Source organism: Marinobacterium profundum, from assembly GCF_001528745.1.
GTDB lineage: Bacteria > Pseudomonadota > Gammaproteobacteria > Pseudomonadales > Balneatricaceae > Marinobacterium_A > Marinobacterium_A profundum.
This window is the reverse complement of sequence record NZ_BCNS01000125.1, coordinates 24,202-47,094: the sequence shown is the minus strand read 5'-3', so window position 1 is coordinate 47,094 and position 22,893 is coordinate 24,202. Positions and strand designations below refer to the sequence as shown.

Annotated in this window: 17 protein-coding genes; 13 read left to right on the top strand and 4 right to left on the bottom strand. The window is 56.7% G+C overall.

Features of this window, described 5'->3' with window-relative positions:
* Positions 1 to 108 precede the first annotated feature (108 nt).
* On the bottom strand, positions 109 to 1,023 hold the full coding sequence (locus tag MPRO_RS14150) for a LysR family transcriptional regulator (RefSeq protein ID WP_067293812.1): 915 nt from the start codon (positions 1,021 to 1,023) through the stop codon (positions 109 to 111).
* A gap of 139 nt (positions 1,024 to 1,162) precedes the next feature.
* Here MPRO_RS14150 and MPRO_RS14145 point away from each other — a divergent pair, with 139 nt between their 5' ends.
* Entirely contained in the window at positions 1,163 to 1,771 is a 609-nt protein-coding gene (locus MPRO_RS14145) for a pyridoxamine 5'-phosphate oxidase family protein (RefSeq protein ID WP_067293809.1), read from the top strand.
* Positions 1,772 to 1,837: 66 nt separating this feature from the next.
* A complete protein-coding gene (locus tag MPRO_RS14140; RefSeq protein WP_067293806.1) occupies positions 1,838 to 2,314 on the top strand; it encodes a nuclear transport factor 2 family protein in 477 nt (158 codons plus the stop codon).
* A 113-nt stretch (positions 2,315 to 2,427) separates the two neighbouring features.
* On the opposite strand, the gene MPRO_RS14135 is transcribed toward MPRO_RS14140, so the two are convergent.
* The gene (locus tag MPRO_RS14135) at positions 2,428 to 2,877 is read right to left on the bottom strand and encodes a hypothetical protein (protein WP_067293805.1); all 450 of its coding nucleotides are present in this window, start codon (positions 2,875 to 2,877) and stop codon (positions 2,428 to 2,430) included.
* A gap of 346 nt (positions 2,878 to 3,223) precedes the next feature.
* On the opposite strand from MPRO_RS14135, the gene MPRO_RS14130 reads away from it, so the two are divergent.
* The 3 genes from MPRO_RS14130 to MPRO_RS14120 all read left to right on the top strand — a co-directional run bounded on the left by MPRO_RS14130 (position 3,224) and on the right by MPRO_RS14120 (position 8,452).
* Positions 3,224 to 4,375 (top strand): porin family protein, encoded by a 1,152-nt coding sequence (locus MPRO_RS14130; RefSeq protein ID WP_067293800.1) that lies wholly within the window; start codon positions 3,224 to 3,226, stop codon positions 4,373 to 4,375.
* A gap of 285 nt (positions 4,376 to 4,660) precedes the next feature.
* The gene (gene nosP / locus MPRO_RS14125) at positions 4,661 to 5,824 is read left to right on the top strand and encodes a nitric oxide-sensing protein NosP (RefSeq protein ID WP_067293796.1); all 1,164 of its coding nucleotides are present in this window, start codon (positions 4,661 to 4,663) and stop codon (positions 5,822 to 5,824) included.
* 24 nt (positions 5,825 to 5,848) lie between these two features.
* Positions 5,849 to 8,452, top strand: a complete 2,604-nt coding sequence (locus tag MPRO_RS14120; RefSeq protein ID WP_067293793.1) for a hybrid sensor histidine kinase/response regulator — start codon at positions 5,849 to 5,851, stop codon at positions 8,450 to 8,452.
* A 179-nt stretch (positions 8,453 to 8,631) separates the two neighbouring features.
* Here the strand turns inward: MPRO_RS14120 and MPRO_RS14115 are convergent, their stop codons facing one another.
* Positions 8,632 to 9,297 carry a response regulator gene (locus MPRO_RS14115; protein WP_067293790.1) on the bottom strand — a complete coding sequence of 222 codons (666 nt, stop codon included), beginning with the start codon at positions 9,295 to 9,297 and terminating at the stop codon, positions 8,632 to 8,634.
* A gap of 440 nt (positions 9,298 to 9,737) precedes the next feature.
* On the bottom strand, positions 9,738 to 10,106 hold the full coding sequence (locus tag MPRO_RS14105) for a thiol-disulfide oxidoreductase DCC family protein (RefSeq protein WP_067293783.1): 369 nt from the start codon (positions 10,104 to 10,106) through the stop codon (positions 9,738 to 9,740).
* Positions 10,107 to 10,225: 119 nt separating this feature from the next.
* On the opposite strand from MPRO_RS14105, the gene MPRO_RS14100 reads away from it, so the two are divergent.
* The 8 genes from MPRO_RS14100 to MPRO_RS14065 all read left to right on the top strand — a co-directional run bounded on the left by MPRO_RS14100 (position 10,226) and on the right by MPRO_RS14065 (position 22,841).
* Complete coding sequence (locus MPRO_RS14100) at positions 10,226 to 10,813, top strand: hypothetical protein (RefSeq protein WP_067293780.1); 588 nt, start codon at positions 10,226 to 10,228, stop codon at positions 10,811 to 10,813.
* Between the two features lie 27 nt (positions 10,814 to 10,840).
* Positions 10,841 to 11,221 (top strand): MmcQ/YjbR family DNA-binding protein, encoded by a 381-nt coding sequence (locus MPRO_RS14095; protein ID WP_067293775.1) that lies wholly within the window; start codon positions 10,841 to 10,843, stop codon positions 11,219 to 11,221.
* Positions 11,222 to 11,422: 201 nt separating this feature from the next.
* Positions 11,423 to 12,850 carry a sigma-54-dependent transcriptional regulator gene (locus MPRO_RS14090; protein WP_067293772.1) on the top strand — a complete coding sequence of 476 codons (1,428 nt, stop codon included), beginning with the start codon at positions 11,423 to 11,425 and terminating at the stop codon, positions 12,848 to 12,850.
* A gap of 441 nt (positions 12,851 to 13,291) precedes the next feature.
* Entirely contained in the window at positions 13,292 to 14,320 is a 1,029-nt protein-coding gene (locus MPRO_RS14085) for a TAXI family TRAP transporter solute-binding subunit (RefSeq protein ID WP_102136311.1), read from the top strand.
* A gap of 161 nt (positions 14,321 to 14,481) precedes the next feature.
* Positions 14,482 to 16,620, top strand: coding sequence for a TRAP transporter permease (locus MPRO_RS14080; protein ID WP_067293769.1), 2,139 nt, complete (start codon positions 14,482 to 14,484; stop codon positions 16,618 to 16,620).
* 729 nt (positions 16,621 to 17,349) lie between these two features.
* The gene (gene lhgD, locus MPRO_RS14075) at positions 17,350 to 18,558 is read left to right on the top strand and encodes an L-2-hydroxyglutarate dehydrogenase (RefSeq protein ID WP_067293766.1); all 1,209 of its coding nucleotides are present in this window, start codon (positions 17,350 to 17,352) and stop codon (positions 18,556 to 18,558) included.
* A gap of 118 nt (positions 18,559 to 18,676) precedes the next feature.
* The gene (locus tag MPRO_RS14070; RefSeq protein ID WP_067293762.1) at positions 18,677 to 20,893 is read left to right on the top strand and encodes an acyl-CoA dehydrogenase; all 2,217 of its coding nucleotides are present in this window, start codon (positions 18,677 to 18,679) and stop codon (positions 20,891 to 20,893) included.
* A gap of 1,012 nt (positions 20,894 to 21,905) precedes the next feature.
* A complete protein-coding gene (locus MPRO_RS14065) occupies positions 21,906 to 22,841 on the top strand; it encodes a hypothetical protein (protein ID WP_067293758.1) in 936 nt (311 codons plus the stop codon).
* The last annotated feature ends 52 nt before the right edge of the window (positions 22,842 to 22,893 follow it).

Below are 22,893 nucleotides of genomic sequence, written 5' to 3'. Positions count from 1 at the left end.
CCCTGTTGAATATGTTCCTTGTTGTCTCGAATTTATACCGTTATCTTGTTTTGCCCCTTGCCCCTTGCCCCTTGCCCCTTGCCCCTTGCCCCTTGCCCCAAAGCTTAATTAAGATTCGTGGCTTAGCGCAGGGTTTGCTCGCAGTCGCTGTGCCAGCAGATCGACCAGCGCACGTACTTTGGCGCTGGCGTAGCGGCCTTCGCGATGCACTATATGAATGGGGCGCGGTGCCGGCTCTGAGTCGCTCAGCAAAATCTCGAGCGCGCCGCTGCTGATATGCTCTGCGACCTGATAGGACAGCACCCGGGTAATTCCCAATCCCTGAACTGTCGCTTCTATGGCGGCATCGTTGGTGGTGACACTGAGCCTTGGTTGCACCCTAATACTGTGGGGCCCGGTGCTGGTGTGAAATAGCCAGTCTCCAAGAGCTGCGCCACTGCCGGCGCTTGAGGCGATAATGCTGTGGCTCTCTAGTGCCTGCAGTGTTTCGGGCCTGCCGTGTTGCTGCAGATAGGCGGGTGATGCGCAGAGCATCAGGCGTACGGAGCCCACGCGCAGAGCGCGCATGCTGGAATCTGGCAGCTCGCCGATCCGCACCCCCACATCCACACCTTCTTCCAGCATATTGACGATGCGATCCAGGAAGAGGCTCGACATGCGGGTTTCGCGATAGGTTTCCAGGTACTCGATCAGTGTCGGCAGCACGAAAATGCGTCCGAACAGCGCCGGCGCCGTCACGGTCAGGTGGCCACGGGGCTGAGCGTTGACGCCAGCGGCCGCATCTGCTGCGGCATCGACATCACTCAGGATACGCCTGGCATCTTCCAGATAACGCAGACCCGCTTCGGTAGGGCGCACGATACGTGTGGTGCGCTGCAAAAGCTGAATACCCAGGTTTTCTTCCAGTGCGGCAATGGCACGGGTGACCGCAGGGGGCGAAATGGCCAGTTTGCGGGCGGCGGCGGCGAAACCCTGCTGTTCGGCGACGGCGACAAATACGCTCATGAGGTGGAACTTATCCATGACTATTCCTTCAGGTGGAATAATTAATTGTCTTTTCTAAGAATTCTTCTGGCAAGTGATATTTGTCATCATGACTTTTCACCGACGCAGCAACGCAAGGCCGACCAAGTTGCAGGGTCCGGCAGCCAGGAGGTACAGAATGGGACACCGATTCGCCGAGTTAGCTTTTACCGCCTCAGTGCGCGATGCGCAGCAGGCCATGGGCAGCCGTTCCAGCTATGCCAGGATGGAGCAGGGCGAAGATCATCACAATCGCTTAGGTCCGCGAGAAGCAGAATTTATTGCAGCAAGAGACAGCTTTTACATGGCCAGTGTTGGTGAAACCGGCTGGCCCTATGTACAGCACCGTGGTGGACCCGCAGGTTTTGTTCGGGTGCTTGATGATCGGAATATTGGCTTTGCCGACTTCAAGGGCAACCGGCAGTACATCAGCACCGGCAACTTTCGCATCGACGACCGCGTGGCACTGATCATGATGGATTATCCTAACAAGGCCCGTCTAAAGCTGCTGGGTCGGGTACGCGAGCTGGATGCACAAAGCGAGGCGCTGTCCAGGCTCGCCGTACCAGATTACAAGGCCAGTATTGAACGGGGGTTTATCGTGCAGATTGAAGCCTTTGACTGGAACTGCCCGCAGCACCTGGTGCCGCGCTATACCCAGCCGGAAATTGAACAGCAACTGCAACCGTTGCGCGAAGAAAATCAGCGTCTACGGGCACAGCTCGCGGCCTGTGAACTGAGTCGGTAATCGATATAACACCCAGAAAGAAGATCAAAAACATATACCCGAGAGCAGACCCAGAGGGGATCAAAAATGACAACCGAGCAGCCCAGACCTCCACTACCACCCTTTAACCGCGACACCGCAATGCAGAAAATCCGCCTGGCGGAAGATGCCTGGAACAGTCAGGACCCAGATCGAGTAAGCATGGCCTATACGCCGGACAGTCGCTGGCGCAACAGATCCGAATATGTCACCGGGCGGGAGCAAATACGCGACCTGCTGCAGCGCAAGTGGCAGCGCGAACATGAATACAGGCTGATCAAGGAGCTCTGGGCCTTTACCGACAATCGCATCGCCGTGCGCTTTGTTTACGAGTGGCAGGATGACAACGGCGCCTGGTTTCGTGCCTGCGGCAATGAAAACTGGCTGTTTGACGACAATGGCCTGATGGCGCAGCGCCATGCAAGCATCAACGATGTGCCTATCACCGAGGCTGAGCGCAAGTTTCGCTGGCCCTCGGGGAGGCGCCCCGATGATCATCCAGGCCTGACCGAACTTGGCCTTTAGCATCAGAACAGAACTGAGCCTGGAAGCCGTTATGGTGTTCAGGCTCAGTCTTGTCCACTATTTAGCCAAGCTCAGGTGGTTCGCAGTAAGTTAGGTATTGCAAGACAGCCTCGCTAGCGACGTACGCTACGAAAATCTCCATCGACCCAGGTGATGGCTTCGTAGCAGCCCTGGGCTGACTGGGTGCCACACTGGGAGCCGTGCAGTGACAGCAGCAACATGCGGTCATTGTCCCAATCTATGATCTGCCACTGGCGCACATGGCGCTCCAGAATCTGATTATTGACAATAACCTTGAGGCCGCAGCCGGTCGCATCGCAGAACTGGGTGGCTGACGAGGTGCAGCTGTAGGTACTTTCGTCGATGATTTCATCCTCAACGCCATCGCGATTGAGATCGATCACCCGAATGGTACCGGGCTGATAACCGAGTTCGCCCGCCTGATAGGCGGCACAGCTTTGCCGCGCATCCCTGATCAGCTGGTCAGACAGTTCCGATGCCTGGGGCGCAGCACCGAACAGCACCGCGGCGGTGCTGATCAGCAATATAAAAATTCTTTTCATCAATCGACTCCTGTTAGAACAGCGGGTCCGCAGTCGTTCCCGCCTTTGATACCTCCACAGAATAGCTGAAACCGACAAGTTACTGCGACAAGGATTGCAGCTGCGGCTGTTGCACCTGCGTGATAAAGCACTACTTAAGACCGGGGCCGGGTTGGGGTCTATAAGCCCCAGGCGGGTAGAGGGTGAGGTGTAGCACGCTTTTCGTCGCTACACCGCGACTTTGCACCCGACTCTAGCTACAAGCGCCAAAGTACTGTTTTTTATAGCCAAACAGGCTGTGTTTTGGTGGGTTGCGGGTACGGATAATGGCTCAAGCCTTAAGCCAAACCCAATCCAAGGAAACACAATGAAAAATAAAAAAATGCTTGTGAAACTGTTGCCAGCCGCGGTGGCGCTGCTGTTATCAGGCCAGACCCAGGCCGGGATTACCCTCTATGACAACGAGGGCACGACTTTCAGTACCGATGGTCTGGTCAATGTCTTCTATACCCAGAGCAGTGTGGAAGGCGGCCCTCTGGGAGATAGAGACCAGGCCCGGGTGCGTATGGGCTTTTTGCCTAACTGGATTGGTTTCAACATGACCAAGCAGGCGGGCGAACTTAAACTCGGCGCCCGTTCATCCTTCTGGGTGACAGTTAACGACACCGATTTAAATCGCGACGCTGAAGGCCTTGGTACCCGCAGTGGCATAGACGTACGTCAGTTCTACGGCACAGTGGATGGCGACTTTGGTCAGGTACTGATCGGCAAGGACTTCGGCCTTTTCAGCCGTAGCAATATTCTGTCCGATGAACTCTTGCTCGGCCACGGCCAGGTGTCCGATACCCTTGGGCTGGTGGATGGCGGTAACGTGTCCTTCGGCAATATCGGTAGCGGTTATGTTTATCCGTTTCCGGTGGCACAGATTACCTATCGCTCGCCGGTGGCCAAGGGTCTGCAGTTTGCGGGCGGCATCATGGACCCGAGCAAAACCGGCGATGCATCGTCCGAAGAGATGCCCCGGTTTGAAACCGAGCTGACCTATAAACGCGATTTTGATGGTGGCTCCTTCAAGACCTGGGTGGGTGGTCTTTATCAGAGTTCGGCGTCCGGCGGCGCTAATGTAGATTCCCGTGGTGTGTCGGGCGGCGTGAACGTCAAGTTCGGTGGTCTGTCGCTCACAGCCTCAGCCATTGATGGTCAGGGACTGGGCACCGTGGCAGGATTGAGCAATCTGGTGACGTCCGAGAACAACGATGTGCAGGGTTTTTTGACTCAGGCTTCTTACACACTGGGTGCAAACCGCTTTGTTTTGTCCTATGGTGAGAACGAAAGCAGCAATGATCCGTTGCTGATGGGCGCCGATGCCGAGTACAGCAACACAGCCGTCGCCGTATTCCACGATCTAAACGAAAATCTAAAGCTGGTGGCAGAATTGAATCGTACCGAAGTCGCCGTGGGTGGTTCTGACTTCGAGGATACCGACACCATCGCAGTCGGTGCAGTACTGACCTGGTAATACGAACAGGTCGCGGTGACGCGGTTGCAGATACTGGTTACCCCCTTCTCCAGTATCTGCAACCGCGTTTTTATTTGTGGTTTCGTTCAGTACTAAAGTACTGAATTGTCGCCGGTGTTACCTTGGTTTCAATACCTGGTTGACTTTAAATATGCTATTAATCAGTGTCTTAAAGGGATGTTCGCAGGCTGTTCCTAAGTAGCATTTAAGCTGTACCCTGGTACCGCCTACAATAGAATCTACCTTCTTTCTGTCACTGACGCTGTTACTCCCGGGAGGCTAGCGTTGACCCTCGAAGACCTCCAGCCAGCTGCAACCACCGCGGTGAGCTACAGCACCGACTCTGTCACGGCATCGCGTGAACTTTGCGATTCACTGCGCAGCCCTCACTTGGGCTTTGTGCTTTTCTTCTGTTCCGCCGAATACGACCTTGAAGCCCTGGGCGCCGCGCTGCAGGCCGATTTCGCAGGCGTTGGCCTGGCTGGTTGCACCACTGCAGGTGAGATTACCCCCCAGGGCTATGGTCAGGGCTGCGTAACCGCCATTGGCTTTGATGGCCGCGGTTTTGCCATTGAAGGTCAGCTGGTGAAGCAGATAGGGCGTTTTTCCCTGACCGACGCCCAGGCCGTGGTGGAAAACCTTACAGCGGGCTGTCGTGGCCGCAACCTGGCGCCGATAAAGCGTAATACCTTTGCCCTTACGCTGCTTGATGGTCTGTCGAGTCAGGAGGAACTCTTCCTGGTGGCACTTAATTCGGCGCTGGGCAGCATTCCCAATTTTGGTGGTTCGGCCGGCGATGATATTCACCTCGCCAATACCCATGTGTTCTTCGAGGGGCGTTTTCATACCGATGCCGCCGTGGTCTTGATGTTCAATACCCGCTGCGATTTCGAGGTGTTTTCCAGCCACCATATAGAACACCCCGGTGACAAAATGGTGGTCACGGGTGCTGATCCGGACAGCCGTACCGTGACCGAACTCAATGCCGAGCCCGCGGCTCTGGAGTACGCCAGAGTGCTGGGGGTCGAGGTGACGGCGCTGGATTATCGTGCCTTTGCGCTCAACCCGGTGGCGGTTCGTATCGGTGACGATTACTACGTGCGTTCCATTCAGCGGGTCAATCCTGATCTGAGTATGACGTTCTACTGCGCCGTGGAGAACGGCATAGTGCTGACGGCCATGCGCCCGGGCGCCATGCTGGAAAACCTGGACGCCGAGTTTGCACGTATAGAGCAGGCCATAGGCACACCGCGGCTGGTCATTGGCTGCGATTGTTTTCTGCGTCGCCTTGAGGCCGAGTACACAGGGCTTGATGGGGTCACATCTGATTACCTGCAGGCGCACCGGGTTATTGGCTTTAATACCTATGGAGAGCAGTTCAACGGCATGCACCTGAATCAGACCTTCACCGGTGTGGCGATCGGAGGTTACCGTCATGAGCTGCGCTGACAGGGCACTGCGAGCTCGCCGCCCATGAGTGCCTCCGAGCAGATGCTTGAGTTGCAGGCGCGCATCGCTGAGCTGGAGCGAGATAATGCCAAGCTGCGCAAGATCAATGGCGCCCTGATCGAGCGGGTTGAATCCGGTGGGGGGCATCGTGCCGACCCCTACGGCGCCTTCGAACATTCTGTGGTGCTGGCCGAACAGGTACGCGAACGCACAGAAGCACTCAACAGTGCCCTGTTGCAGCTCAAGCGCAGCAATCGCGCCCTGACCCTGGCCAGTGAAGAAGCCGAGATGTCGCAGCAGCGACTGATCGATGCGATTGAAAGCATTTCCGATGGCTTTGTGCTGTTTGATCGCGACCGCCGTATTCTGCTGTCCAACAGTCACTTTCGCGCCTTTTGGCATGGCACCGGTATTCGCATTGAAGACGGCACCACCATTGCTGACCTTAAACGCCTGGCCGACGAACATGGCCTGATTCTGGAGGAAAGCGGCTCCCGCGCAGGCTCCGGCAGCCCGGTGATGAAGCTGGCTAACGGCCACTGGATGCAGGTTAATGAAAAGGTCACCCGTGACGGTGGTCTGGTGGTGCTCTATACCGATATTACCGAACTCAAGGCCTTCGAGGAGGCAAAACGCGAACGGGCGCTGGCGCAAAAATCCCGTTTACTGCAAAGCCTTGTGGATCACCTTTCCCAGGGTGTGGCCCTGGTGAACGGACTGGGCGAACTTGAAGTCTGGAATCATCGCTTCATCGAACTTAGCGGCATTGACCCTGCGCAGGTGCCCCAGCAGCGGCTGTTCACAGAATTGGTGGCAGGCGGCGACGTTAGCGTACTGGCTCCGATTACGGCGCTGCAATGCAGTGATGGTGTTCAGGCGCTGGAGCAGACCCTGCCTGATGGCCGGGTGCTGGAGATTCGCACCCACCCCATGCCCGCGAGCGGCTACGTTAATACCTATACCGATATTACCGAACGGCACCGCTACGCCGAAACCCTGCGTGAAAGCGAGCAGTGGATCCGCCTGATTACCGACCATGTTCCCGCTCTGATTGGCTATGTGGGCGAGGATCTGCGTTACCAGTTCAGCAACAAGGTTTATGACGAGTGGTACGGCTGGCCGCGGGGCGAGCTGAATGGCCGCCTGATCAGTGAAGTTCAGGGCGAAACCCAGTTCCGCAAGATTCGCCCCTATATGGAGCGCGCTCTGGCCGGCGAGAGCGTGACCTTTGAGATCGACGAGAAAAACCTGCACGGCGAAGTGCGCTGCATGCTCAAATCCTATGTGCCGAATATGGACAGCAGCGGCCGTGCCGTGGGTATTTTCGTCATGATCCGCGATATTACCGAGCGGCGTCGTACCGCCCATGCGCTGGAACAGGCCTATCAGCACCTTGAACATCGGGTGGGTGAACGCACCGCCGAGCTGACGGCGCTGAATGACAAGCTGCGCCAGGAGATCCATGAGCGCGTTGCCATAGAGGCACGCCTGCGTGAAGCCAAGAAAGAGGCAGAGCAGGCGAACCTGTCCAAGACCAAGTTCCTCGCTGCCGTGAGCCATGATCTGTTACAGCCGCTCAACGCCGCCCGCCTGTTTACCGGTGCGCTGCAGGAGCAGGATATGGCGGAGCCGGTGTCACGCCTGGTGGGGTCGGTGAGCAATTCCCTGGCCGATGTCGAGAGTCTGCTTAGCACTCTGGTGGATATATCCAAACTGGATGCCGGTGTGATCACGCCTGATATCAACGCCTTTTGCGTACGCGAGCTGCTGCAGAATATCGCCAACGAATACAGCCAGGTGGCGCGCAAGGAAAATCTGCAGCTGCGCTTTGTCAGCAGTGATGCGGTGATTCGCTCCGACAGTCAGTTGCTGGCGCGCATACTGCGCAACTTTCTCTCCAATGCGCTGCGCTACACCGAGACCGGCCGGATTCTGTTTGGCTGCCGCCGGCGCCGCGACAGTCTGCTGATCGAAGTGTGGGACACCGGTATCGGTATTGCCGAGGAGAAGCTCACCGAAATTTTCCTGGAGTTCAAACGGATTCTGCCCCAGGGCGGCGGTCATCACGACAAAGGCCTGGGCCTGGGTCTGGCCATCGTCGACAAGATCTCCCGCATTCTTGGGCATCAGGTGGCGGTGACCTCGGTGCCAGGGCGCGGATCTGTGTTTTCGGTAGAGGTGCCACTGGGAACCCTCGAACCCCGCAGTGATAGCGTGCCGGTTCATCGTGAGCCAGCCCAGGCCTGGCTCGACAATGCGCGTCTGTGGGTGGTGGATAACGATCAGGCCATCTGTGATGGCATGGCAACCCTGATGCAGGGTTGGGGTTGCGAGGTGGTGACCGCGCTGTCGCTGACGGACCTGCAGCTTAAGGTGTCGGTGGCCGATGGTCTGGTGGATCTGCTAATCGTCGATTACCACCTGGATAACGACGACAATGGCATCGACCTGGTGGCCGATATCAAGCGCCAGCGCAACGATGATCTGCCGGTATTGATGGTCACCGCCAACTACAGTCATGAGCTAAAGCAGCAGATCCGCGATCTGGGTTATCTGTTGATGCACAAGCCCGTTCGCCCCATGAAGCTCAAGACCACGCTCAATCATCTGCTGAACACCCGTGGCTGAACGCCTTGCGGTCACGTCTAACAGCCGTTGCCAGGGCTGGATAAAAGACGGGATGAACAGCTGGTGAGGGTGAGGGACTGAAATGCAGTGTTGCGCTGCGTGTTCGTCGCTTAAGGTTTGCGCTTTTAACTCAGGTTCTTTTAATGGCGCCGCTCCTTTTTAACGGCACCCTTCCTTTATTAACGACGCAGGTATTGGGCGAAATCGATATTGCCGGCCGAGAGCACGGCCTGGATGCGGTTATGTACGCCGAGCTTGCGCAATATGGCCGAGACGTGGGCTTTAACCGTGGTTTCGGCGATATTGAGGTTGTAGGCAATCTGCTTGTTGGACTCCCCCGTGGCCATGCGCTCTAGTACCAGCAGCTGGCGGCGGGTCAGGGAAGACAGCAGCTCCACCGGGATACGGTTTTCGTCATTGCGATGGCGGCGGCTTTCGGGCTTGCTGGAGCGGATGATATCGGAGGGCAGATAGACGTTGCCGTCCAAAATCTGCTGCAGTGCCTGGGTCATCTGATCGCGGGGCGATGATTTGGTAATGAAGCCAACGGCGCCGTAGGTAATCGCCTGCAGCACTATCTGCTTGTCCTCTTCGGCGGAAACGATCACCACCGGTACCGTGGGGGCTTCGTTGCGCAGCGTAATCAGGCCGTTAAGGCCGTGCATGCCCGGCATGTTCAGATCCAGCAGAATAAGATCCAGATCATCCTGCTCCAGTGTCAATGCCAGCGCGCTATCAAGGCTCTCTGTTTCGATGGTTTCGCACCCCGGAAAACTGGTGCTGATGACATTGGTAATGGCTTCACGGAACAGCGGGTGATCATCTGCAATCAGTATCTTGTACACGGGGTCTCTCCGTTATAGTTATTATCCGGCAGCGCCGTGGTGGCTGCGGCTAAAAAGCGCCGGTGGCTGTTGCTCGCGCTATCTTAACCGCTGCACGGTGTTTTGGCTCGGTCAGTCGGGTGTGTGTTTTGAGCTGCTGCCGGTCGCTGGCGGTGGTTGTTAAACGGGTATTTTCCTGGTCAATGCTGCCAGGAGTCAGGCGGCAATGCTGCGCATTGGGGTAGTCATCAGTGGAAAACTGCCGGGTGTTATTCTCGGTGGCCTCGCTTTGTGCCGCCGACAGTGGCAATGACAGCGAGACAGGCAGACAAATGAGAGGCGGCAGAATCCAGCTTTTTATATTCATGCCCAATTAGAACGCGCCTTTCGGGTGATAAAAATTCTACCATGGCCCCTAACAACCAGTACTAAAGTACTGCTTTTGGCAACAGGGTACTGCCTCAAAGTCGCTGACTTTTTCTGAGTCTGAGCATCACCCACCGATGATAGCAGTGGGAAAGCAGGGGCCTGATGAGTGGCAAGCCAATGAGCCAGGCCAGGGGCTTAAGCAGCGGAACCCGGCGCATCAGCAGGATGTAGGCGTCCAGCTCGCTATGAATTCGTTGTTGCCCATCTTTCACATGAAGCTCGGTGAGTGCCTTGTAGGGGTCTATGCCAAGGCTGAGCAGCTCGGCATCCTGGCCGCTGATATCGAACCAGCAGAGGGTATCCGCCGCAGGTCCAGCCAGCTTTTCATAGCGGGCGCGGTCGCGCCTGCAGCGCGGACAGGTGCCATCGTAGTAGACCGTAATAGAATGCTGAGTGTTCATCAGGGTTTTGGTTTCTGCCGCAGGTATCTGTAACCTTAGACGAGGCTCTGGGATTAAAGTGCACTGAATGCAATTGATGAGTGCAATGACCATAGTGTTGGCATGCGCGGAGAGACAGTATGGCTGCAAACAAACTACTGGGAGTGTTGGCACTGGGCGTGATGGCCGTGCTGTTTTTCCCGGAGGGCGAGCGCAGCCAGAGCGACGGCGTGCTGGTTGAACAGTTACCGCACCAGGCGCCGGTCAGCCGTGCGCCCTTCGATCATGATGGCTATCGCATAGATGCGCTGGCCGAATTCGAAATCAATGCGCGGGTGCTCGGCAAGGAGCGCTACTGGCTGGATAGGGAGTCGGATCTGTCGAAGTATGATCTGGCGCTGGGATGGGGCGTTATGTCCGATAGTCGGGTGCTGGATCGTATCGACATTCGCCAGTCCGGGCGCTGGTATCGCTGGCGTACCGAACAGTTCCCGGTTCCACGCCAGCAGATCGAGCAGAGCAGCGCCAACATGCATATGGTGCCGGCGGATACTTATGTCGAGCGGCAGATTGCGTCGGTCAGGACCGGTGATCTGGTGCGTATCAGTGGCTACCTGATACAGGCAACCAGCCCCGATGGCTGGCGCTGGAAGAGTTCGCTGACGAGGGACGATATAGGCCGCGGAGCCTGCGAGCTGATTTACGTCGAGTCCATCGAAATACTTTAACCGCTCGTGACGCAAGGATTTGTACCCATGGACGCTCAGCACACGCGTGATTATCTGCTTGGCAAACCCGACGCCTGGGAAGACTATCCCTTTGGCCCCGGGCCTGCAGTGTTCAAAATTAAACAGAAAATGTTCGCGTTGCTGATCACGGACAAAAACGGAGCGCGCCTTAACCTCAAGTGCGACCCGGTGCAGGCGCAGATGCTGCGGGATGTATTTGAAGCGGTCCAGCCGGGCTATCACATGAACAAGCGCCACTGGAACACGGTGTTGCTGGATGGCTCGCTGCCGGACGGTGAAGTGCAGCGAATGATCGATCATTCCTACAGCCTGGTGGTGCGCGGCCTTAAGGTGGTGGAGCGCAAGGCGCTGGAACTGGCGTGGGGAACAGATACTTTATACCGTTAACTCGGGGTTAGGTTGGTATCAGACTTATACCGTTATCTACTGCTGCTATAGAACATCTAAAGACTGCCAAACAGTGGTTACTGGCGTTTTGTTACACAGGATGTTTTTGATGTTTCGGCAGGGGTGGATATTGCCGGTTGACGGTGAATTAGGGGGCTTCGCAAAGCGCTTCTCTGGTGGTTGCTACACAGGATGTTTTTGATGCTTGAACAAGGTACGGTTTTACTGGTTGATGATGAAATAATGGTTCGCAAGGCGACCGAGCAATGGTTGCGCCTGTCGGGCTTTGAGGTTATCAGCTGCAACGCTGCAGAGGCCGCACTCGTGCAGCTGCAGCCGGGATTTGCGGGTGTGCTTGTTACCGATGTGCGTATGCCGGGGATGGACGGCATGGCGCTGATGAATGAGGCGTTGTCGCGGATACCGGGCTTGCCGGTGGTGCTGGTCACGGGGCACGGCGATATTGATATGGCGACCCAGGCCATGCGCGAGGGGGCCTACGATTTTATCGAGAAGCCCTTTGTTCCCGAGCGCCTGGTGGCGACGGTGCAGCGTGCCTGTGACAAGCGTCGGTTGATGCTGGAAAATGACCGCCTGCAGCACAATCTGGCATCCCAGTCGGGCATCGACGCACGTCTTATTGGTTTGTCGCCGGCCATTGTGCGGCTGAAACAGGAAATCCTGCTGCTGGCATCCATAGATACCAACGTTATCATCTACGGTGAGACCGGCACCGGCAAGGAGCTGGTGGCCCAGTGTCTGCATGAATTCAGCAACAGGCGCAGCCATCATTTTGTGCCGGTTAACTGCGGCGCCATCCCTGAATCCCTGATAGAAAGCGAGCTCTTCGGCCATGAAGCCGGCGCCTTTACCGGGGCTGTGAAAAAGCGCATCGGCAAATTCGAGTATGCCGATGGCGGTACCTTCTTTTTCGATGAAATCGAAAGCATGCCGCCGCATCTTCAAATCAAACTGCTGCGCACCCTGCAAGAGGGGGTCATCGAGCGCCTGGGAGGAAACAGCCCCATTGCCGTTAACCTGCGCCTGGTGGCCGCCGCCAAGGCGGATCTGCGGGTGGAAGAAGGCTTTCGCGAGGATCTGTATTACCGCCTTAATGTCTCCCAGCTGCATATCCCGGCGCTGCGCGATCGCCTGGACGATATACCGCTGCTGTTCGAATACTATGTTGAGCGCTGCGCGGCCCAGCACGAGCGCGATCCGCGCAGGATAACGGATCTGGAGCGTCGTACACTGCTGAGCTACAACTGGCCGGGCAATGTGCGTGAGTTGAAAAACATTGCGCTACGGTTTGCGCTCGATGCCCGGGTGCAGCTGGCAGATTTGCTGTTCCCGGCCATTACGCCGATGCAGGCTGCGCGCACCTTTAATTCCGCCTCAGGTGGGCAACCACTGGGTAGTGGCTCCAACGCTAATCTGAGCACGCAGCCGCTTGGTGTGCAGGTAGGGGCTTTCGAGGCCGAGGTTATCCGCCAGTCACTGCAGCGCCATGGCGGTTCCATCAAGGCGGTGATGGACGAGCTGGATCTGCCACGGCGTACCCTGAATCAGAAGATGACGCGCTACGGCCTTAACCGCAGCGATTATGTGCAGGGTGGCTGCGAAGATTGAAGGGGCAGCGCTGGCCACTGTGCTTCTGTCTTTGTACCTGCTTGACCGCTCTGCGCTATTTTTCGATGCCTGCCCCGCGCCTGGAGCAATACGCATCGCTTTATATAAACCAGAAATAACCGCGTTATAAGTCGCTGATTTCCTTCTTGTCATGGGAAGTCGGCGGTTTTTTGCCTATACCTGTTGTACCTGTGGTCAAACAGGCCGTTGTAGAGGGTTGTTGAGCGGCTTTTATTAGCTTTTCGTTAGCAGTAGGCCATTTATGGCCGACGAGAGCCGCTCTGAATAAGCAAAAAACTGCCGATTGGATCTTTGGTCGCTTACCCTCTTCTGGAAATCTCTTTAATTACAATGATATAAATTTATTTTCATGGTTGGCATCATGTTTGCTTTAGTGATTCGGCAACCGTTTTTCCCATAATGACAAGAGAACACACAGATATGAGTTTGACAAAACGCACGCTTCTGAAAGGTTTTGGCCTGGCGCTGGTCGCCAGTACTCTGGGCACTGTCGCGACCCTGGGTCAGGCTGCCGAGAATCGCTCCTATATTCTGGCGACCGCCTCCACCGGCGGTACTTACTACCCCGTGGGTGTGGCCCTGGCCACCCTGGCCAAGGTCAAGCTTGAGCCAGCCATCGGCATGGCCATGTCGGCGATCAACTCGGCCGGTTCCGGCGAAAACATCAAGCTGATGCGCGAAAACGAAGCTCAGTTTGCGATCCTGCAGGGCCTGTACGGCGCCTGGGCCTGGGAAGGCGAGGGTGATCTGAAGAATTCCGGCCCGCAGAAAGGCCTGCGCTCGGTCACCATGCTGTGGCAGAACGTTGAACAGTTCGTGGTGAAGAACGAGTTTGCCCCCAAGGGCACCATCATGGACCTGAAGAACATGGAGGGTAACAAGTTCTCCATCGGGCCCAAGAACTCCGGTACTGAAGGTTCGGGTCTGACCATCATTGGTAACCTGGGACTGGATGCGGACAAGATCGACATGGCGTACATGGGTTACGGACCTTCCGCTGATGCGTTGCAGAATGGCACCGTGGATGGCATGAACATTCCGTCCGGCGTACCGACCTCGGCCATTACCCGTGCCTTTGCGGCACTTGGCAGTGATATCCGCATTCTGGATTTCACCGATGAGGAAATTACCAAGGCCAATGGCCGCTACAAGCTGTGGACGCGCTTCACCATTCCTGCCAATACCTATCCTGGTCAGACGCAGGATGTGCAGACCATGGCACAGCCCAATTTTCTGGCGGTACGTGATGATATCCCCGAAGAAGACGTCTATCAGCTGACTAAAACCGTGTATGAAAACCTGGCCTTCCTGAACGGTATCCACAAGGCTACCAAGGACATGGCACTGGAAAAAGCTATCGCCGGCCTGCCGGTTCCGCTGCACCCCGGTGCTGCTCGCTACTACAAGGAAGTGGGCGTCGAAATCCCTGAGCACCTGATCGCCAACTAATGGCGGTCGCACTGGGCCTGGTAGCCTTTCGAACTTGACCGATCCTGGAACAGCTTAAGTTTGACAGGCTGCCTAGGTTCGGTGCGCTTATGTGACCTCTGTCGCGGGCCCAGACCTGCGGCAGACCCTCTTTTTCTGTTGATAGCCCACGGATACTTCCTATGAGTACAGCAATCCCGGATACCGATCAGGAAACCGCGGACAAACTCAAGAGCCTCGAACTGGCTCAGCGTCCTGCGGAGTCGTCAGTCGGCCGCGTCGTATACTGGATTGGCGTACTATTCTCGCTGATTCACATCTATTTCAATACCCTGGGTACCTGGTCCGAACTCTATGTGTCGGCGGTCCATTTCGGCGGCTTTGCGCTGATCTGTGCCCTGATGGTGCCTGGATTTAAAAGTCAGACCCGCGCAGGTCAGCGTACCGTGCTGATGCTGGATATTCTGGTGGGGCTTGCGGCTATCGCCTGTGCGCTTTACCTGATCCGCTTTGAAGATGCCCTCTATGATCGCGGCGTTGAGTTTGTCACGCTCGATTGGGTGTTCTCACTGCTGGCGATCGGTATAGCACTGGAAATGGCGCGTCGCACCACTGGCTGGTTTATTCCCAGCCTGATTGTGGTGGCGCTGACCTATGTATTCTGGTGGGGCCCCTTTATCGGCGGCATGTTCGGTTTTGCCGGCCTCAGCCTTGAGACTCTGCTGTACCGCTCCTATTTCGGTTCCGATGGCATGTTCGGCTCCATAGCCCGCATTTCATGGACCTTTGTCTTTATGTTTATTTTGTTCGGTGCCTTCCTGGTTCGCTCCGGCGCCGGCGACTTCATTATTGAACTGTCGCGCTGCGCTGCCGGGCGCTTTGTCGGTGGCCCGGGTTTTGTCGCCGTACTGGGCTCTGGCCTCATGGGGTCGGTATCGGGTTCCTCGGTAGCCAACACCGTTTCCACCGGCGTCATCACCATTCCGCTGATGCGCCGTGCGGGCTTCCCTGCGCGCTTTGCAGCCGGTGTTGAAGCTGCCGCATCCACCGGTGGGCAGCTGATGCCGCCGGTGATGGGGGCGGGTGCCTTTATCATGGCGTCCTACACCCAGATCCCCTATGTCGACATTGTCGCCATGGCTGCACTGCCTGCGTTGCTGTACTTCATGTCCGTGGGTTTCTATGTACGTGTGGAAGCCATGCGCAGTCATGCTCAATCCGTGGAGCTGGATACCCGCCCGCTGAAAGAGGTCATGAAAGAAGGCTGGCACTTCCTGCTGCCACTGGCCGTACTGGTTGGGCTGCTGATCTACGGCTTTACGCCGACCTATGCCGCGGGTATCTCGATTATCTCGGTGGTGGTGGCATCCTGGCTGTCGAAAAATCCCATGGGCCCCATGGCGGTGTTTGATGCCCTGGCACAGGGGGCGCGCAATATGGCGACCACGGCGATGCTGCTGGTGGCTGTAGGCCTGGTGGTGAATGTGGTGGCCATGACCGGTATCGGCAATACCTTTTCGCTAATGATTTCCGACTGGGCCGGTGGCAGCCTGCTGATCACCATACTGCTGGTGGGTCTGGCATCCCTGGTATTGGGCATGGGCTTGCCGGTAACTGCAGCTTATATAGTGCTCGCGACCCTGTCGGCGCCGGCGCTTTATAACCTGATTGCCGAAACCAAGCTGATCGAACTGATGGTCAGCGGTGGTCTGCCGGAAGCGGCGCGCATGATATTTATGCTGGTGGATCCGGAGAAGGTGGCGCTGCTGGCATCCCCCATGTCGGAGATCGATGCCAAGGCGCTGCTGGCGCTGGTACCACCGGACTTTATGGGGCAGTTGATGACCCAGGCGGTGGACCCTGTGGTGCTGTCCATGGCGCTGCTGTCGGCCCATATGATCATTTTCTGGCTGTCGCAGGACTCCAACGTTACGCCACCGGTGTGCCTCACGGCCTTTGCCGCGGCAGCGATTGCCAAGACGCCTCCGATGGCGACGGGCTTTACCGCCTGGAAGATCGCCAAGGGCCTCTATGTAGTGCCGCTGCTGTTTGGCTACACCAACCTGATTGGCGGCTCGGCGGAAGAAGTGATGCGGGTGTTCGTGTTCGCGCTCTTTGGTCTCTATGCCTTTGTCGGCTTTATGGAAGGGCACCTGGAGAGCAAGCTAAACCTGCCGTTGCGCTTGGTCTGCGGTGCTGCCGGTACGGCCATGCTCTGGCCCCACGACATGTGGTCGGTGGATCTGGCGGGTCTGGCGGTCTTTATTGGGCTCTTTATGTATAGCCGTCGCGGCATCAGCGCCGCCGCAACCGCCCATTAGGACTGATTTGGGGGGCGGGGCACGTGCTTTTGCAGGGTGCCTGTAGGGTGCTGATGAGCGAAGCGAATCGCACCGTTTACCCAAGCGAATTGCTCCGGGCGGCGTTCCGTCGTGCGGCGGGTTGCTGCCAACTTGATCTGGTTTCGATGATTGAGACGAGATTAAGGTGGCTGTGTTTGAATCTGTGCAGGCTGGGGTATCGGAGCGATTTGATGGTTTTTATTGCGCCTTGCTGGCGCGCACGCGCAAAGAAAGCAACCAAAGCTCTTTACCTTGAAGAATACGCCCCAATGAAGCCGTCTTACTGCGTTCTGACACCATTCTGCGGGCGGCCTTCAAGGTAGGGAGTGCACATCCCTGTGCTAATCGGCGTCGATACAGTCCCTGTATCAACCTTTCAGGCCTGATCGCATAATGACCTCAGTGCTCGCCGGCTTCATAAGGGGGAAGCAAGAGCCGCTCTGATGTTTCGGTGGCAGTGGGCAACTAGCAGCCTTTCGGACTTGCCAGGCCGGGTTCATTGAACCCGGCCTTTTTGTACAGGGACGTACTTATCCTGCGGGCACAGGATGTGCGAGAGCAGGGTTTGTACAGGGACGTACTTCACTGAAATACCGCTCCTGCATTTTCAGTATTTCCGCCCTCCCTGGCGGTCATCCTGCGGGCACAGGGATGTGCAGGAGCAGGACTTTACGCAGCAGGACTTTTTACCCAGACGCAGGGCAATGCATGAACAATAACTATGATTTTATCGTCATCGGCGGCGGCATCCTTGGCATGTCCACCGCATGGCAGCTACAGCAGGCCTATCCCGGCCAGTCGGTGCTGGTGCTTGAAAAAGAGCGTGGGCCCGCGCAGCATCAGACCGGGCATAACTCCGGCGTTATTCACGCAGGGGTCTATTACAAGCCTGGCAGTCTCAAGGCGCGTTTCTGCCGCGAGGGCAATGTGGCGACCCGGGCCTTCTGTGATCAGTACGGCATCAAGTACGACACCTGCGGCAAGCTGCTGGTAGCCACCAATGAGGCCGAGTACCGGCGCATGCTGGCGCTGGTGTCACGTTGCGAGGAAAACGGCATCGAGATTGAGGTGTTGTCCGAGACACAGCTCAAAGCGCGCGAGCCCAACATCAGCGGCGTGGGGGCCATTTTTGTACCCTCAACGGGTATCGTCAATTACACCGAAATCACCACCCAGATGGGTGCTCTGGTGGAAGCGGCTGGCGGCAATTTGAAGTTTGCCACCGAAGTCACCGCCATTGATGAAAGCGGCGATGGCGTAGAGGTGAATACCAGCGGCGGTACTTTTAGGGGGCGCTATCTGGTGGCCTGCGCCGGGCTCATGGCGGATCGCGTGGTGCGTTTGCTGGGGCTTGAACCGAGCTTCAAGATACTGCCGTTTCGAGGCGAGTATTTTTTGCTGCCGCCCGAGCACAATCGCATCGTCAATCATTTGATCTACCCGATTCCGGACCCGGATCTGCCGTTCCTGGGGGTGCACCTGACCCGCATGATCGATGGCACTGTGACCGTGGGTCCCAATGCGGTGTTGGCGTTCAAACGCGAGGGTTATCGCAAGACCGATATCAGCCTCAGGGACAGTTTGGAGATGCTGTGCTATTCGGGCCTGCGCCGGGTATTGCTGAAGAACTTTCGCGCCAGCCTGTCCGAGTTCAGAAACTCCCTGTTCAAGCGCGGCTATCTGAAACTGGTGCAGAAATACTGCCCGCAGCTGCGCCTGGAAGATCTGACACCGTACCCCGCCGGCATCCGCGCCCAGGCTGTGACACCGGATGGTGCCCTGGTGGATGACTTCCTGTTCGTCAATACGAAGCGCGCGCTGGTGGTATGTAATGCGCCGTCGCCTGCGGCCACATCCGCAATACCCATCGGTGCCCACATAGTTGCGCAGCTTAAGGGGCTGGTGGAGAAGGCTTAAGCCTTAAGCCTTAAGCTGTCAGCTGATAGCTGTGATGCCTGTATACCGTCAAAGCCCCCTGATGGCGGTGGATTGCGACTATGCTTAGCTGAACATTCGGCAGCAGGGGAGCAAGCTCATGCAGCAGACGCAAGGCGTTATCGGACGCTGGCGCAGGCGTTATATCAGCGGGCCTGTGCTGCGGCGCATCAAGGCGCTGTTGCCGCCCATTTCAGATACCGAACGCGAGGCGCTGGAGGCGGGCGGGCTCTGGTGGGATGCACAGCTGTTGTCCGGCAAGCCCGACTGGGCGCAGTTGTTGTCTTCGGGGCCACCGCATCTGACGGAGGAAGAACAGGCGTTTCTGGATGGCCCTGTTACGTTGCTATGCAGCCTGATTGATGATTGGGAGCTTACCGTAGAGCAGCGTGCGGTGCCCCAGCCCATCTGGGACTTTCTGCGTCAGCAGCGCTTTTTTGGCATGATTATCCCTGAGGAATTTGGCGGTCTGGGCTTTTCGGCCTCCGCCCATTCCGCCGTGGTGATGCGACTCTCGACCCGCAGCATTGCCGTGGCGGTTACCGTTATGGTGCCCAACTCCCTGGGGCCCGGCGAGTTGCTGCTGCACCACGGTACCGACGCACAAAAAGACTACTATCTTCCACGCCTGGCCGATGGCCGGGAGATTCCCTGTTTTGCTCTTACCAGCCCCGAAGCCGGTTCCGATGCTGCATCCATGACGGATAGTGGCATTGTCTGTTATGGCGACTACCAGGGCGAGCAGGTGCTGGGCATGCGCGTCAGCTGGGCCAAGCGCTATATCACCCTGGGGCCCATAGCGACCCTGATGGGTCTGGCCTTCAAACTCTATGATCCTGATCACCTGCTGGGGGATGTCGAGTCCATCGGCATTACGGTCGCGCTGGTGCCCACAAATACCCCCGGCATTAATATTGGCGAGCGGCATTATCCTGCCCTGCAAGCCTTTCTTAATGGCCCCAACGAAGGCGAAGATGTCTTCATGCCCATGGACTGGGTGCTGGGGGGCCAGGACTGCGTCGGCCAGGGCTGGAAGATGCTGATGAGCGCGCTGGCCGCCGGACGCAGCATATCGCTGCCATCCCTGAGTGTTGGCGCTGGCAAACTGGCGGCCCGCACTACCGGTGCCTACGCCCGCGTGCGTTATCAGTTCGGCGTGCCGGTGGGGCGTTTTGAAGGCGTGCAGGAAGCGCTTGGCCGTATGGCCAGCAGTCTCTATTTGATTGATGCTGCACGCCTGGCCACAACCCAGGCACTGGACCAGGGCAAGGTGCCGGCGGTTGTGTCCGCCATCCTCAAGGTGCAGGCCACCGCCCGCATGCGCGAGATTATTAACGACGCCATGGATATTCACGGCGGCAAGGCCGTGTGTGACGGGCCGCGCAATTACCTCGGCAATCTGTACCGGGCCATACCGGTGGCCATCACAGTGGAGGGCGCCAATATACTCACCCGCAGTCTGATCGTGTTTGGCCAGGGCGCGGTGCGCTGCCATCCCTATCTGCTGGATGAAATGCAGGCCGCCGCCGAGCCCGACGAAGCCAAGGCCGTCGCCGCTTTTGATCCGCTGCTGCTCAGGCACGCCGCTTTTGCCACCAAGACACTGCTGCGCAGCCTCTTTCATGGGGCGACGCTGGGTTATCTCGCTGCCGCGCCGCTGGATGCCGCCGAACTGGCGCCACACTACCGCAAGCTCAGTCGTTTTTCCGCCGCCCTTACCTGGGTGACGGAAGTCAGTCTGCTGACGCTGGGGGGCGACCTCAAGCGCCGCGAAATGCTGTCGGGCCGCCTTGGTGATGTACTCGGAGAGTTGTTCCTGCTCAGTTGTGCCCTCAAGCGCTTCGAAGATGACGGCCGTGCCAGGGATGACCGCGTGCTGCTGGATGCCTGCATGCAGCGTGGTCTGGTGCGCATAGAGCAATCCCTGCACGAAGTGATCGATAACTTCCCATCCAAACCGGTGTCCTGGCTGCTGCGCCTGAGTGTATTTCCGCTCGGTCGCTGGGCATCAGGCCCATCCGATGCGTTAACCTCAGCCTGCGCCGAGCGCCTGCTGACACCGGGCCCGGTGCGCGACCGCCTTACCCTGGGAGTCTATCCCGGCAATCCGGGGGAGGGGGTGGACCTGGTCGAGCAGGCCTTTGTGCAGGTGGTGGCAACAGAACCCCTGCGGGCACGGCTGCACAATGCCCGCATTGAGTCTGTTGACGAGGCGCTGGAGCAGAAGCTGCTTACGCAGGAGGAGGCGAAGGCACTGCGCAGTGCTGACAAGGCCATTGCAGAGGCGGTGGCGGTGGATCGTTTTGCAGAGCTGTAGCATTACTTTCTTTGCTCGTGCAAAGAAAGTATCCCAGACTTTTTACCTTGAAGAATGCCCTCCGAAGAAGCCTTTCCGCTGCGCTCTGAGATCATTCGACGGGCTCCGCTGACGGTACATCCATGTACCTCATCGGAGGCGCATCAGTCCCTGTTGCGCCCCTGCGGGCCAATTCGCCGAATGACCTCAGTGCTCGCCGGCATACGGCCATGGATGGCCGATAGCCAGAAAATGCAGGAGCAATTTTCTGCTCATAAGGGGAATGTAAGCCGCTCTGATGTATTGGTGGTAATGGTGCAGAGTTCAATTATATGCCGATGGCGATACGTCTTCGCACCCGTAGGAGCCGCGCCCCGCGGCGAAGCTTTGAATAGGGTTGGTGCGCTCCAAGTCGCAGAGGGTGGCATGATGGGGTGTTTGACGGGGGGCAGATGAAAGCCGCACTGGATCGAATCTGCCAGCAGAACATTTACTGTATTCTACAAATCCGTATTTCGCCTTTCGGTGGTACTGGGGTAACTGGACTTCTGCTGGAGAACACCACCGCTCACGATGGTACTGCCGTACCAGGCGCGATAGCTGTCGCCCGAAGCGTCATCAGATAGCAGGCTCGCAGTTTCTACCTGTATCATTTTTCACGTTAATACTTACGGCTGCACGGAAAAAACTGTAAAGAATGCTTTACAGTTAAAAAAGCCATCCGTCAATTTCCGTGTAGTGATTGAAAAATAAAGTGTTGAATTTAAATGTAAATATCGGGTGATTTTCGTTCTTTTCTGAATCAGTAAGTCGCTACATTTAACTTTTATAATCGGTGATATAAGAGGCTTTGGATCTCATTAAATTGAAAGCTGCTCAATCTTTTTTTATTTTATGGAAAACTTTCTTGGTTAATGCATCTGAGTATCTATTTCATCTTTATCGTTATATAGAAAAAATCCAGTTCGCGCCGAAATGATGAAAGACCCTGCAGACTATTTTTGTCGAGTCAAATTTTCCGAATGAAACTTGTGTGGACGCTTACCCGGACTATACTCAAAATATGGAGATGCGTGATCCGCCGCAACAAATCAGTTTCGATGGGCCTCACAAAGAGTACATCCATGACCCTCAAACCCATGGAGGTCTCACAATGCCAGTTTTTCTAGCCTTACCGAAGGTTACCCCTTATGAGGGCTGTGGATTAGAGCAAAAAGTGACTGACTTTGTCGTGCCCAAAATATCCCGTTTTTCACGATCTGGAATCAAGCATAATACTGCATCTGCATGCTTCTGTTTAGCTCTTTACGTATTCTGTTCTGCGGCCTTTGCAGCCCCCGAGGATGATCTAAGAGTCATGTTCCGTAGCGATAATAGCCTGCCCCCGCCAGGCGGAATCGCTGGTACCATTACCAATAGTTCGGCGCAGCACTACGATTGTGTCGATCTGGTTTTTAGACTGATTTACAAGAAGGGTGCGAGCGGTAGCCCAACAGAACAGCGCGTGCGGGTGGAAAGCGTGTCCCCACGAAGTGTCACTAAATACGCTGTCCCTTTGCAGAGTAAAGCGGGCTTTGGGTTACAAGGTATCGAGATATGCGCATCGGAGCCTGGCGGGGATCTTCCCGTGCCGCGCCCAAAACGAGACTGTACCGTCACTGGCCAGGTTACATCGACGATGAATTTCGTGGGCATAGGCGATAGGGGGCAGACCGAAAAGATTGAGAAAGTGTTCCTGCTGACTCCAGATGGGAAGTTGGTGTCAGAGGATTTTATATCAAAAAGTACAAATCATGTTCGCGAATTCAGTTTTAGCCGACTCCCCGCAAATTTGAGCTATGTCGTGCAACTCAGTTACGCCTGGAAGACCACGCCACCAAAGCTCACTTTTCGCTGTCCCGATTCACGAGGCCGTTACGAATTTAGGATTGGACCACTGAAGCATATTGGCAACCGCCTCGGGGGCTGATTCCACGACAGGACCAGACTACAAAAATATTCTTCCCGCTGGGAACGCTATT